Origin of the sequence: Bradyrhizobium shewense (genome assembly GCF_900094605.1) — a bacterium.
Taxonomy (GTDB): domain Bacteria; phylum Pseudomonadota; class Alphaproteobacteria; order Rhizobiales; family Xanthobacteraceae; genus Bradyrhizobium; species Bradyrhizobium shewense.
In genome coordinates this window covers 562029-575040 of the sequence record NZ_FMAI01000001.1, presented here as the reverse complement: position 1 = coordinate 575040, position 13012 = coordinate 562029, and the positions used below count along the sequence as shown (strand labels likewise).

The 13012-nt window shown below is 62.8% G+C and carries 14 protein-coding genes; 4 read left to right on the top strand and 10 right to left on the bottom strand.

Annotation, left to right across the window (positions count from 1 at the left end):
- Nucleotides 1-188 precede the first annotated feature (188 nt).
- From GA0061098_RS02455 to GA0061098_RS44710, 4 genes are all read right to left on the bottom strand, one after another.
- Nucleotides 189-1688 (bottom strand): tripartite tricarboxylate transporter permease, encoded by a 1500-nt coding sequence (locus tag GA0061098_RS02455; protein WP_028143032.1) that lies wholly within the window; start codon nucleotides 1686-1688, stop codon nucleotides 189-191.
- 42 nt (nucleotides 1689-1730) lie between these two features.
- Nucleotides 1731-2222, bottom strand: a complete 492-nt coding sequence (locus GA0061098_RS02450; RefSeq protein WP_091953039.1) for a tripartite tricarboxylate transporter TctB family protein — start codon at nucleotides 2220-2222, stop codon at nucleotides 1731-1733.
- Between the two features lie 91 nt (nucleotides 2223-2313).
- Nucleotides 2314-3321 (bottom strand): Bug family tripartite tricarboxylate transporter substrate binding protein, encoded by a 1008-nt coding sequence (locus GA0061098_RS02445; protein ID WP_091953036.1) that lies wholly within the window; start codon nucleotides 3319-3321, stop codon nucleotides 2314-2316.
- Nucleotides 3322-3775: 454 nt separating this feature from the next.
- On the bottom strand, nucleotides 3776-3913 hold the full coding sequence (locus tag GA0061098_RS44710; RefSeq protein WP_162832240.1) for a hypothetical protein: 138 nt from the start codon (nucleotides 3911-3913) through the stop codon (nucleotides 3776-3778).
- 394 nt (nucleotides 3914-4307) lie between these two features.
- Here GA0061098_RS44710 and GA0061098_RS02435 point away from each other — a divergent pair, with 394 nt between their 5' ends.
- Complete coding sequence (locus tag GA0061098_RS02435; RefSeq protein WP_091953033.1) at nucleotides 4308-5639, top strand: Hsp70 family protein; 1332 nt, start codon at nucleotides 4308-4310, stop codon at nucleotides 5637-5639.
- A 226-nt stretch (nucleotides 5640-5865) separates the two neighbouring features.
- Here GA0061098_RS02435 and GA0061098_RS02430 read toward each other — a convergent pair whose 3' ends face one another.
- Complete coding sequence (locus tag GA0061098_RS02430; RefSeq protein WP_091953031.1) at nucleotides 5866-6309, bottom strand: SRPBCC family protein; 444 nt, start codon at nucleotides 6307-6309, stop codon at nucleotides 5866-5868.
- A gap of 133 nt (nucleotides 6310-6442) precedes the next feature.
- Nucleotides 6443-7132 (bottom strand): hypothetical protein, encoded by a 690-nt coding sequence (locus GA0061098_RS02425; RefSeq protein ID WP_091953029.1) that lies wholly within the window; start codon nucleotides 7130-7132, stop codon nucleotides 6443-6445.
- A 346-nt stretch (nucleotides 7133-7478) separates the two neighbouring features.
- On the opposite strand from GA0061098_RS02425, the gene GA0061098_RS02420 reads away from it, so the two are divergent.
- The 3 genes from GA0061098_RS02420 (at nucleotide 7479) to GA0061098_RS02410 (ending at nucleotide 8413) form a co-directional block, all read left to right on the top strand.
- A complete protein-coding gene (locus tag GA0061098_RS02420; RefSeq protein ID WP_091953905.1) occupies nucleotides 7479-7688 on the top strand; it encodes a cold-shock protein in 210 nt (69 codons plus the stop codon).
- Between the two features lie 201 nt (nucleotides 7689-7889).
- Nucleotides 7890-8132 (top strand): hypothetical protein, encoded by a 243-nt coding sequence (locus GA0061098_RS02415; protein ID WP_018315860.1) that lies wholly within the window; start codon nucleotides 7890-7892, stop codon nucleotides 8130-8132.
- 56 nt (nucleotides 8133-8188) lie between these two features.
- A complete protein-coding gene (locus GA0061098_RS02410; protein ID WP_018315861.1) occupies nucleotides 8189-8413 on the top strand; it encodes a hypothetical protein in 225 nt (74 codons plus the stop codon).
- A 72-nt stretch (nucleotides 8414-8485) separates the two neighbouring features.
- On the opposite strand, the gene GA0061098_RS02405 is transcribed toward GA0061098_RS02410, so the two are convergent.
- The 4 genes from GA0061098_RS02405 to GA0061098_RS02390 all read right to left on the bottom strand — a co-directional run bounded on the left by GA0061098_RS02405 (nucleotide 8486) and on the right by GA0061098_RS02390 (nucleotide 12801).
- Nucleotides 8486-8683, bottom strand: a complete 198-nt coding sequence (locus tag GA0061098_RS02405) for a hypothetical protein (protein WP_091953027.1) — start codon at nucleotides 8681-8683, stop codon at nucleotides 8486-8488.
- 280 nt (nucleotides 8684-8963) lie between these two features.
- On the bottom strand, nucleotides 8964-10241 hold the full coding sequence (frc, locus tag GA0061098_RS02400; protein ID WP_018315863.1) for a formyl-CoA transferase: 1278 nt from the start codon (nucleotides 10239-10241) through the stop codon (nucleotides 8964-8966).
- A gap of 64 nt (nucleotides 10242-10305) precedes the next feature.
- Entirely contained in the window at nucleotides 10306-12039 is a 1734-nt protein-coding gene (oxc, locus tag GA0061098_RS02395; RefSeq protein ID WP_091953025.1) for an oxalyl-CoA decarboxylase, read from the bottom strand.
- A gap of 66 nt (nucleotides 12040-12105) precedes the next feature.
- The gene (locus tag GA0061098_RS02390) at nucleotides 12106-12801 is read right to left on the bottom strand and encodes a GntR family transcriptional regulator (RefSeq protein ID WP_161966556.1); all 696 of its coding nucleotides are present in this window, start codon (nucleotides 12799-12801) and stop codon (nucleotides 12106-12108) included.
- Nucleotides 12802-13012: the final 211 nt, after the last annotated feature.

The following is a 13012-nucleotide window of genomic DNA, read 5'->3' as shown; positions in this document are numbered from 1 at the left end:
AGCCGCAAGCAGGTGCGGGAATCCGTGCCTCCGCGATTTTCAGCTTCCGGTCGGTGGTGCGCGCTGCCCCCCGGGCACATCGGTGCGCGGCCGTGCCGCGACCGCTCAATCCTGGAATTCTATATCCCAGAAGCTCGACCGCCCGGCGGATTTGGCGGCCGCCGACGCCGATTGCGCCTGCGCGCGCCTCACGCCATCGACATGCGCAGCCTGCTGTAGCCTTCCTGGATCGCGGACCAGAACAGGGCGACCAGACCGAGCGCCATGATGGTGCTGACGAGGCCGTTGGAGAAGAACACCCCGAGCGAGCCTTGCGATCCCAGCAGCGATTGGCGGAAGGCTTCCTCCGCCTTGTCGCCGAGCACGATGGCGAGCACGAGAGGTGCGAGCGGGTAGTTGCACTTCTTCAGGAGATAGCCGAGTACGCCGAACACCAGCATCAGCATGACGTCGAAGGTGCTGTTGTGCACCGAATAGGCGCCGATCGCGCACAGCACCAGGATGAGCGGGGCGATGATGCCGAACGGCACGCGCAGGATCGCGGCGAAGAGCGGCACGCAGGTGAGCACGACGATGAGGCCGGCGAGATTGCCGAGATACATCGAGGCGATCAGGCCCCAGACGAATTCCTTCTGCTCGACGAACAGCATCGGACCTGGCTGCAGGCCCCAGATCAGGAGGCCGCCGAGCAGCACGGCAGCCGTCGGCGAGCCGGGCACGCCGAGCGACAGCATCGGCAGCAGCGCCGAGGTGCCCGCCGCATGCGCGGCCGTCTCCGGCGCGATCACGCCTTCGATCTCGCCCTTGCCGAAATTGTTGCCGCGCCGCGCCAGGCGCTTGGCGATGCCGTAGCTCATGAAGGATGCCGGCGTCGCTCCGGCGGGTGTGACGCCCATCCAGCAGCCGATCAGGCAGGAGCGCAGCGAGGTCATCCAGTAGGTGGGCAGCTCGCGCCAAGTCTGAAGCACGACCCGAAGGTTGATGCTGGCATTGCCGCCGCGGAAGGCGAGCCCTTCCTCCATGGTCAGCAGAATCTCGCCGATCCCGAACAAGCCGATCACGGCGATCAGGAAGTCGAACCCGTTGAGCAGCTCGGTGACGCCGAAGGTCAGTCGCAATTGCCCGGTGATCGAATCGAGGCCAACCGCTGCGAGTGCAAAGCCCATCATCATTGCCGCGATGGTCTTGAACGGCGGCTCCTTGCTGAGGCCGACGAAGCTGCAGAAGGCGAGGAAGTACACCGCGAACTTCTCCGCCGGACCAAATCGCAGCGCAAAGCCCGCGACCAGCGGCGCGACCAGCGTGATCATGATGACGGCGAACAGCGCGCCGACGAAGGAGGAGGTGAAGGCGGCCGTCAGGGCTTCGCCGGGCTTGCCCTGCTGCGCCATGGGATAGCCGTCGAAGGTGGTCGCCACGGACCAGGGCTCGCCGGGGATGTTGAACAGGATCGAGGTGATGGCGCCGCCGAACAATGCGCCCCAATAGATGCATGACAGCATGATGATCGCCGACGTCGGCGGCATGCTGAAGGTCAGGGGAAGCAGGATCGCCACGCCGTTGGCGCCCCCAAGCCCCGGCAGCACGCCGATGATGACCCCGAGCGTGATGCCGATGATCATCAGCATGATGTTGTAGGGCTGCAGGGCGACCGCGAAGCCGTGAAATAGATTGGCCAACTCTTCCATATCGATACGTCCTGCAGCAGCAATTGAATGAATGCGTGGCCCTTACAGACCGAGCCACTCCTCGAACGGCCCCTTGGGAAGCGGGACCAGGAACCAGCGCTCGAAAACGAGATAGGTCACCACCGGCATGCCGACCGCCACCGCGATGACCGTCAGCCAGCGATAACCGCCGAGCCAGCGCATGAACCAGGCGATGAAGACCATCGAGGCGATGTAGAGGCCGATGAACGGCATCGAGCCGACATAGATCGCGGTGGGCACGACGACGCTCATGACCTGGCGCAGCTGTCCCCATTCCGCGAACAGCCGGCCGTCGTCGTCGCGCTGCGCGTGCCACAGGTTGATGGCACTCGCGCCGACGATGACGGCGCCGACATAGAACGGGAAGAACCCGGCTCGCGGACCCTCTGCGCCCCAGTTGATGCCGGCCTTGATGCTGCCGAAGATCACGATCAGGCCGAAGACGCCGATCAACAGCGCCATGCCGATCTCCACCGTCTTGTGGGCCGGACCGGATTCGGATTGTTCAGTCATGGGAGCTCCAGGCGGAATCGCACGTTTCGCAGCAGACGGGAGGACGACCGGCGTCCTCATCCGTCATCGATGTCGCGGATCGATTCGGGAATCAATTTCCCGGCGCGAGGAAACCGGCATCCTTCATCAGGCCTTCGTGGCGCTTCTCCTCCGCCTCGATCCATTTGGCGTAGTCGGCTCCAGCCAGGAAGGTCGTGTTGAAGGCGCCGCTCTTCATGAAATCCTGCCATTCCGGCGTGGCGCGAACCTTCTTGAACAGCTCGACGTAATACTCGACCTGATCCTTGGTGGCCTTGGGCGACATGAAGATGCCGCGCAGCATGAGATATTCCATCGCGAGGCCCTGCGACTTACAGGTCGGAATGTCCTTCCAGGCCTTGCCCTCGGCGATCGGCTCGTCATAGGCCATCGGCTGGGCGTCGAAGACGCAGAGCGGGCGGAGCTTGCCGCCGCGCCATTGCGCGACCGCCTCGATCGGATTGTTGACGGTGGAATCGACGTGATTGCCGACGAGCTGAACCGCGACCTCGCCGCCGCCCTTGTAGGGGATGTAGGTGAACTTCGCGTCGATCGCCTTCTCGATGCCGACCGTAATGATCTGGTCTTCCTGCTTGGAGCCGGTGCCGCCCATCTTGAATGAGCCGCTTGGTGCCTTCTTCGCGGCGTCGACGTAATCCTTGACGGTGTTGAACGGCTTTTCGGCATTCACCCAGAGCACGAATTCATCCAGCGCCAGCATCGCGACCGGAGTCAAATCCTTCCAGTTGAACGGAATCCCCGTTGCCAGCGGCGTCGTGAACAAGTTCGAGAGCGTGATGATGATCTTGTGCGGATTGCCCGACGACGTCTTCACGTCGAGAAAGCCTTCGCCGCCTGCACCGCCGGCCTTGTTGATGACGACCAGCGGCTGCTTCATGAGATTATGCTTGGTGACGATGCCCTGGATGGTTCGTGCCATCTGATCGGCGCCGCCACCGGTGCCCGCGGGCACGATGAATTCGACCGGCCGAACCGGCTCCCAGGCCGCAAAACTTGCAGTGCTGCCGGCGCACGACATCGCCATTGCCGCCAAAGCGACATTCAGAACGAATGACTTCATCTCGTTTCTCTCCCTGTCGAAACGCGGCCGTTCTTTGCCAGCTCGCGTCAGCCCATCTGGATTCACACGCTTGGGGTCACCTTTGCGGTCGATCTCCCATTGCAGCCTCACCAACCAGAAGTTTATGAGCGGGGACAAGGCGCGACATCCGCTCCTTTGGGCTAAGGCTCCGCCATGATTGGCAAACGTGCCATCTCCTTGGCCGTTCCTGTCCCGCGCTCTGCATCCCCATCCAGCACCTTGGTCGTGCAATCGTTTTGGTTGTCGAATGGTATGCGAGATGCCAGCTGGCTCACAATTGGACGGCCGCCCAAATCGGCGGACCAATCGTCGCAGTTGTGTTCGCGGGCGAAGCGGGGACCAAAAGAAAATGGCCCCGACGAGGGGGCCATTGATCAAACGTAGCGTCTGCGGTTGCCGGCCGCGCGCCGTTTCGGCTGCGCGGGAGGCCTTCTTACAGGCCGAAACGCGGCAGGTCGCCGTTGTGGTTCGAGATCTCGGCGCTCGCCATCAGGAAACGGTCGACTGCAGCCATAAAGCGGCTGAACAGCGAGGAGGAGGGGGCGAAAGCGACGGAAGCAGTCTTGGACATTGGAATTCCCTTTCTTGAGACGATCAGTCTTGGCGTCTCGTCTGGGGATGAAACTATGTATACCAGATGCCACTGTCTACGCGTTTGTTTGCATAGCAGCATAGAAAGTTCCGCATCGCAGCATAATGACGGGTTAATGGGGCCGGTTCGGGCTTAAATGGCGCACCCCAAAGAAGGCTTTTCCGTCTTAGACGCCATCCTCGAACGCCGAAAATGGCGATCAAGGGCTTATTCATTCGATTGAAGCGGAAATCGGGGTCCACCGGCGCGAACCTAAAGCGAGCCTTAATGGGCGAGGGGCTTTGCAGGGCAAGGCTTGGCAGGGCAAGGCTTGGCAGGGCAAGTCAAAGCCGCTAGTGGTCTGCCCCCTTCCAATCATCTGTCAGAGTGGTTCATGTCGAGCGCCTCGCCCGCCGTCTCGATCGGCATCGATTTTGGGACCAGCAATACGGTCGTCGCCCTTGCGGCGGACGACCGCCGGGTCGAGGCCATCCGCTTCGACCACGGCGGACAGCGCCGCAGCGTCTATGTGTCGGCTTTGTGCTTCTGGGAGGACCGGCCGGGCGCCGGCGCCCAAGCCGAGGGCGGCCCCTGGGCGATCGAGCAATTCCTCGAAGGACGCCACGTCTACCGCTTCCTGCAGTCGTTCAAGACGTTTGCGGCGAGCAGCAGCTTCAACACCACGCAGGTGTTCCGGCAGCGCTTCAAGTTCGAGGACATTCTGGCGGCGTTCCTGCGGACGCTGGCGCGCCATGGCGGCGACAGGTTCGGCTTCGAGACCTCGACCATCACGGTCGGCCGCCCGGTGCGCTTCGCCGGCGGCAATCCCGACGAGGCGCTGGCGATGCAGCGCTACCGCGCAGCGTTCGAGCGCCTGGGCGCCGGCCATGCGCGCTATGTCTACGAGCCCGTGGGCGCGGCGTTCTCCTTTGCCCGAAGGCTGGAGCGCGATGCCACCGTGCTGGTTGCGGATTTCGGCGGCGGCACCAGCGATTTCTCCGTGATGCGTTTCTCGCGCGCGGGCGGCAGCCTTCGCGCCGAGCCGCTCGGCCACGCCGGCATCGGCATCGCCGGCGACACGTTCGATTACCGCATCGTCGACCACGTCGTCTCGCCGCGGCTCGGCAAGGGCTCCAGCTTCCGCTCGTTCGACAAGGTGCTGCCGATCCCCAGCGGCCATTACACCAACCTTGCGCGCTGGCATCAGCTCGCGATGATGAAGAGCAACGGCGATCTGCGCGAGCTGCGGGAGCTTGCGCGCACCGCGCTGAAGCCGAAGCTGCTGGAGGATTTCATCACCATCGTCGATCTCGACCTCGGCTTTTCGCTGTACCGCGCGGTGTCCGACGCAAAGGTCGCGCTGTCGGCGCAGGACGAGGTGGATTTCCGCTTCAAGGGCGGCGGTGTCGACATCGGCGCGGCCATCACGCGGAAGAATTTCGAATCCTGGATTGCCGACGACATCGCCCGGCTCGGGGCCACCGTCGACAAGGTGCTGGCCGAAGCCGGCATCACCGCGCGCGAGATCGAGAAGGTGTTCTTGACCGGCGGCACGTCCTTCGTACCGGCGGTCCGAAAACTGTTCGCCGAGCGGTTCGGCAACGAACGGCTGATGTCGGGCGACCAGTTCGAGTCGATCGCCTATGGGCTCGCCTTGATCGGGCACAGCCCCAACCCGGACCGCTGGACTGCCGGCGGCGGGCTCGAGGCGAAGGCGGGGGCTTAACGATTCTCCGTCATTGCGAGCGCAGCAAAGCAATCCAGAATCCCACCGCGGAAACACTCTGCTTCGCTACACTCGCAATGACGGCGTGGGTAGAACGGCGCATCGGATCGAACAGTGCCGTAGGGTGGGCAACGCGAAGCCTCTCCGCGCGTCTGTCGCCGTATCGGAAAGATCGTGGGCACGGCGCAAGTGCGCCTTTGCCCACCCTACGACGCCAACGCCGCCGCTACTGATTGATCTCCGGCTCGACGAGCTTCGCCAGATTGCGCAGCGATTCCTGCCAGCCGAGATAGCAGGCCTCCGGCGGGATCACGTCGGGGATGCCGGCCTGCGTGATGTCGATCTCGGTGCCAACCGAGACCTTCTTCAGGATCACGGTGACCTGAATTTCGCCGGGCAGGTTGGGATCGTCGAACCTGTCGGTGTAACGGAGACGTTCGCCGGGCACGAGCTCGACATATTCGCCGCCGAACGAATGGCTGTTGCCCGTCGTGAAATTCCGGAACGACATCTTGAACGTGCCCCCGACCTTGGGCTCGAAATGATGCACGGTGCAGGTGAAGCCGTTCGGCGGCAGCCATTTCGCCATCGCATCGGCCTCCAGGAAAGCGCGATAGACTTTTTGCGGGCTGGTGGCGAGAACGCGGTGCAGGCGGATCGTGCTGGGCATGGTTGTTATCCTCAGTGATTGATGGGCCCGAGATTGGCGTCTATGGCCCATTCATGTCACGAGGACGACCGGGAAGCCTCCGATCCGACATGGCATCTCGTTTTTTTTGTCGGCGGTCCTTCTGGCCGGGTTGCTAGATCGCTGCGACATCCTGTGGCGTCATCGTGAATGCCAGCCTGTAGCGGCCGATCATGATATCCTCGCCAGCACCCGCCGCGTGAAGCGACGACGGCGAGAATTGGCCGGCGATCCCGGCGTCAACCACATCGGCATCGTAACCCGACAGCAGGACGATCCAGTCGGCAGCGCCGTCCCTGCCGCGGATCTGCTGCTCGGTGGTGGGCGCGCTCGTGCGAGGCGTGTCGGTGAAGAGGAGGTGGGCGCCTGTCAGCCCCGGCTGCAGCGCCAATGCGCTAAGCGTTTCCGACAGGCGCGTCTGCAATTGCGCATCCCGTCCGGCTTCCGGCGACAGCCTGATGGTGGCAAGCGAGGTCGCCACACCTCCGCCAAAGCTCGCGACGATCCGGCATTGGCTGCGGACCATGCCGAGATGATGCGGCATCATCCTGGTCGACCACGGCGTTGGCGCATTGAGCCGGTCGAGATATCCCTTCGACGTGAGCACCTCGTACTGCTCGAGCTCGTAGAGCACGAAGAAACCTTCGGCGTCCGTCGTGCTCGTCCATCGCGACCCGCGCCGGAAGCCGGGAATGCTCATCCGCTCCGGGAAGTGTTCATGCGAATGCCAGTCGCCGAACTCGGTGCGCTGCTCGGGGCGAACGCTCCACCACATCGCGACGGCGGCCTTGCCCAGTAGTGACATGGTGACCTCCCATTCCGAGCAGCAAGATCAGCCCGAATGTCTACGCCGCGTCAACGGAAGCCACAATTCCGCAGCCGTTCCTCGTTCAACGCCTAAGCCGTTTCGCCAGAGGGAGGCCCCGCGTAGTCGCCTCAAACCAGGGACTGTTCCGCCGAGGTCCCTGGTGCAATTAAGCTTGGCCAAGCCTTGCAACTGGGGTTGGTGGGGTATACCCTGAATTCGTTCGTTCAGCCGCTGTGCCTTGTTGAATGCGCCCGCGGGCTCCTTTTCCATAGACATCGACGAATTGAATTGGTTCTGCGTGAGCGTCACGCGGAATGTGCGCTTGCGCGCTTTGGAGAAGAAAATGACGACAGGTACCGTGAAGTGGTTCAACGGCCAGAAGGGCTTTGGATTCATTCAGCCCGACGACGGCGGCAGCGATGTGTTCGTTCACATCAGCGCGGTCGAGCGGGCTGGTCTTGCGGGTCTCGCTGAAGGCCAAAAGGTCAACTTCGAGGCCAAGACCGACAAGATGCGGGGCAAAGTCAGCGCTGAGAATCTCTCGCTGGCTTGAGCTCGCTAAGGCATGATCCGGAAAAGTGCGCAGCGGTTTTCCGGAAAGATCATGCTTAGACAACAAATCTAAAAGCGCGATGACGGTTCATCGTGATCGCATCGCGCTTTGGGGCCGTTTCACGGATGTACTGAAACGGCCACGCTGCCCGCTCGATCGTAAGGATTGAGCGGGTTTTGTCTATTCGGAGCAGGGTGAAGGATGAGCGCCAGGAAATCGGCAGAACCGTCACCCGAAGGCATCGCGCGTTCCAACCGCCAGCGCCTGGCGGCTGAGGAAGGAGCACGCGCGATGGCGGATGCCGAAAAGCAGGCGGTCGACGTTCGCAAGAACATGGCAAGGCTTCGCGAACTGCGCGAAGCCAAGGAAGCGGCCGATGCAACCCTTCGCGCATCGTTACCGGCACCAACCCCGACGAAGCGCAAGAAGAAGCCGCCGCAATAATCGACTTCAGCAGCGCCGCCGACGAAATCTGGAGAGGACCGGTCACATGCCAAAGAGTGCGGGTCGTGCCTAGAGCCAAGTCGGACGGCGGTGGCACAATCACCTTTTTCCTGGCGCTTGGCGCAGGCCGACAGATGTGCCGGCTCGCGACCACGTTCCAAACGCAGAAACAGGCATTCAGCTATCTTCAGAAGCACCGCACCGAGTTCGAGCGCATCGCGCGAACCCGGCTGGCGTCCGGGGAGCTCGAAGACGGCATCGTCGTTCTCTCGATGCTCTAGCTCAAGATCAGGCGCCAATTCGGCGGCCTTCACCGGCCGGATGTCAGATCGTAACCAGCGACAGGGCGCTTCCTATTCGGGCAAGCCTTTTTCAAGCAGCTCCTTCGACTTTGCCTCGCGGGCTAATCGCTCCGCCTTGAGCCGCTCCCGATTCTCGTTGAGGGAGTGCTGGTCCTTCGCATAGTCATTCATGGGCTTCTGCGTCTTGACAGGCTTGAACGCCTTGTTGGCTTCACGCTTGGCCCGATCAGAGGATTGATCTCTCAACATTTCGACCTCACTTCGATCAATGGGCGTAGCCCGCGAGCGCCGGACGCGAGCCTCCCGCTTGCAAGCCGATTAGTCACCCTCTGAACGGGAGGGTGGACAATCCTTCAGTGTTGGGCGGGTCTGGCGCGAGGCTTGGTCACTCGCCGTGGACGCGGCACGCTCGCACTGCTGAGAGCATGCCGGTCGAAGCAATAACGGCCAGCCTGCGGTTCGGTTCCCTTGGCCCGAACAAAAAGGCCGCCGAAACCGGCGGCCTTTCGTCGTTCACTGATAGGTCCGCTTACTCCGCGGCCTGCTTCTGCGGCGGGTCGAGCGCGCCGGACTTGTGGATGTCGGCGACCTGGTGGTCGCTGAAGCCAAGCACGGAGCGCAGGATCTCGTCGGTGTGCTCGCCGAGCAGCGGGGAGCGCTCGACGTCGCTCGGGCTATCCGACAGCTTGATCGGGTTGCCGACCGAAATGTACTTGCCGCGGGTGGGGTGGTCGACTTCGACCAAGGTGCCGGTCGCGCGCAGCGACTGGTCCTCGATGATCTCCTTCATCGACAGGATCGGCCCGCAGGGGATGTCGTCCTTGTTGAGAATTTCCATCGCCTCGAACTTGGTCTTGGTCATCGTCCACTGCTCGATGCGCGCAAAAATCTCGTTGAGGCGCGACAGCCGGGCCGGCGGCTTGGCGTAGTCGGGATGGGTCTTCCAGCCGGGTTCGCCGATCACGTCGCAGATCTTCTCCCAGACCGGCGCCTGGGTGATGAAGTAGAGGTAGGCGTTGGGATCGGTCTCCCAGCCTTTGCACTTGACGATGCGGCCGGGCTGGCCGCCGCCGGAATCATTGCCGGCGCGCGGCACGGCGTCGCCGAACGGAATGCCTTCGCCGTACTGGCTGTATTCCTTCAGCGGGCCATGGGCGAGGCGCTGCTGGTCGCGCAGTTTTACGCGCGCGAGGTTGAGTACGCCGTCCTGCATCGCAGCCGTAACCTTCTGGCCCTTGCCGGTGACGGTGCGCTGATAGAGCGCGGTGACGATGCCGAGCGCGAGGTGGAGGCCGGTGCCGCTGTCGCCGATCTGCGCGCCGGTGACCAGCGGAAGGCCGTCGCGGAAGCCGGTGGTGGAGGCGGCGCCGCCGGTGCACTGGGCGACGTTCTCATAGACCTTGCAGTCTTCGTACGGTCCGGGGCCGAAGCCCTTGATCGAGGCGACGATCATCTTCGGGTTGATGGCCTGGATCTTCTCCCAGGGGAAGCCCATGCGGTCGAGCACGCCGGGGCCGAAGTTTTCCACCAGCACGTCGCACTTCTTGATCAGCTCGGTGAGGACTTCCTTGCCCTTGGGGTTCTTGGTGTCGAGCGTGATCGAGCGCTTGTTGTGGTTGAGCATGGTGAAATACAGGCTGTCCACGTTCGGGATGTCCTGCAGCTGGCCGCGGGTGATGTCACCCACGCCCGGACGTTCCACCTTGATCACGTCGGCGCCGAACCAGGCGAGCAGCTGCGTGCAGGTCGGTCCTGATTGAACGTGGGTGAAGTCGAGAATGCGAACGCCCGTGAGCGCTTTGGTCATCGTGTTGCTCCGTACTCTGTGTCTGCCCCCGCTAACCGCAGGGAATAAAGGGTTGAGGGGGGACTTACTTCTTCTTCTGCAGAACGCTCTGCGGATTGAGATTGCCGATGCGGCCGCTCTCCGAGCCCGCGGCCGGATCGATCACCGCGTTGATGAGCGTCGGCTTGCCGGACTTCATGGCTTCGTTGACGGCGCGCTTGAGCTCGTCCGGCGAGGTCGCGTTCACGCCGACGCCGCCGAAGGCTTCCATCATCTTGTCGTAGCGCGCGCCCTTGACGAATACCGTCGTCGCGGGATCGGCGTTGGCGCCGTTGACGTCGGTGCCGCGATAGATGCCGTCATTGTTGAAGATGACGACGCAGATCGGCAGGTTGTAGCGGCAGATGGTCTCGACCTCCATGCCGGAGAAGCCGAAAGCCGAGTCGCCTTCCACCGCGAGCACGGGGTGACCGGTCTCGAGTGCGGCCGCGATCGCCTGGCCCATGCCGATGCCCATCACGCCCCAGGTGCCGACGTCGAGACGCTTGCGCGGCCGGTACATGTCGATGACGCCGCGGGCGAGATCGAGCGTGTTGGCACCTTCGTTGACGAGGATCGCCTCCGGATGCTCCTTGATGACGTTCTTCAGCACGCCGAGCGCGCCGTGATAGTCCATCGGCGATTTGTTGTTCATGAGCTTCGGCGCCATCTTGGCGACGTTCTCTTCGCGCTTGGACGAGATCGCCTTGGTCCATTCGGCAGGCGGTGCGGTCCAGCCCGAAGCCATCGCCTGGTTGAAGGCGGAGACGACCGAGCCGATGTCGCCGACGACGGGCGCGACGATCTCGACGTTGGAGTCCATCTCGCGCGGCTCGATATCGACCTGGATGAACTTCTTGGGCGCTTCGCCCCAGTTCTTGCCCTTGCCGTGCGAGAGCAGCCAGTTCAGCCGCGCGCCGATCAGCAGCACGACATCGGACTCTTTCAGCACCGTCGAGCGGGCAGCACCTGCGCATTGCGGATGCGTGTCGGAGAGGAGGCCCTTGGCCATGCTCATCGGCAGGAAGGGGATGCCGCTCTTCTCGACGAAGGTCTTGATCTCCTCGTCGGCCTGCGCGTAGGCCGCGCCCTTGCCGAGGATGATGAGCGGACGCTTGGCGCCCTTGAGCACGTCGAGCGCACGCTTGATGGAAGCGGGCGAGGGGATCTGCGCGGGCGCAGCATCAATCACCTTGACCAGCGACTTCTGGCCGGCATCGGCGTTCATCACCTGGCCGAACAGCTTGGCCGGCAGGTCGAGATAGACGCCGCCCGGACGGCCCGAGACAGCAGCGCGGATGGCGCGGGCCAGGCCGATGCCGATGTCCTGCGCGTGCAGCACGCGATAGGCCGTCTTGCACAGCGGTTTTGCGATCGCGAGCTGGTCCATTTCCTCATAGTCGCCCTGCTGGAGGTCGACGATCTCGCGCTCGGATGAGCCCGAGATCAGGATCATCGGATAGCAGTTGGTGGTGGCGTGGGCGAGCGCGGTGAGGCCATTGAGGAAGCCGGGCGCGGAGACGGTGAGGCAGATGCCGGGCTTCTTGGTGAGGTAGCCGGCGATGCCCGCCGCATAACCGGCATTCTGCTCGTGGCGGAATGAGATCATGCGAATGCCCTCGGCCTGCGCCATGCGGCCCAAATCCGTGATCGGGATGCCCGGCACATTATAGATGGTGGTGATGCCGTTCAGCTTGAGCGCGTCGATGACGAGATGGAAGCCATCCGTCAGCTCCTGCTCGGTGCCCGGTGCCTCGGACTTGGTCGCGGTATTCAGCATGGGCCTTGTCTCCCTGGTCTCAGATAGTGGGGCGAATTGTTCGCCCTTCTGGTGAACGTTGCTTGGTTAAGTAAACAGTTCCTGGCCGTGCGCTTCGACGTAAGCGGCAAGGCCGAGAGTGTGGTCGCGGGCACGCTTCTCGGCGAGCTCGGTGTCGCGCGCCTCCAGTGCTTCGATCATGCCGAGATGCTCGGGCAGCGAGGTCGCAGTGCGGTCCTTGCGTCCGATGGTCAGCTGGCGATAGCCGCGCACGTGCAGCAGCAGGTCGTTGGTGAGATCGACCAGCACCGGCGATTCCGACAGCGAGATCAGCGCCTGATGAAAGGCGATATTGGCGCGCGAATATTCCTCGACGTGATCCTCGGGCAGGCGGTCCTTGCCGAAATCCTTGAAGTAGTCACGCAGCGCCGTGATGTCCTTCTTGCGCGCAGTGGTGGTGATGAGGCGCGCGGCCATGCTCTCCAGCGCTGCCCAGGCGCGGATCATGTCGACGATCTCGCTCTTGGTCCGGCGCACCACCATGATGCCGCGGCGCGGCACCGTCTTCACGAAGCCGTCCTGCTCGAGCATTGCGATCGCTTCGCGGATCGGGGTGCGGCTGACACCCAGACGTTCGGACAGCGCGCGCTCGTCGAGCATCACCGGCTCGGGCGTCGAATAGATGTCCATCCTGAGGATGGCTTCCTTCAAGGCGTCATACGCCTTGTTCTTGAAGCTGCTCTCCGGGGCAATACGAACGATTGCGATATCTGCCTCGGCCATGTTCGGCAACGCCTTGGTTGGTTTCCGCAGTGACACGACGAATCTCCTCCAGTGGGAGTCGTCTTTTACAGGATTATTAACGGGAAAGTTTTTGGCATACCACATGCCAGAATGTCAAGCTGGCTATTTTTTGCGGCGTTCTAAGCAATGCTGCAGCTTGACAAGTTGGCTTCTGGCATACCAAATGCCATCGCCAGCCATTTTTGATCCA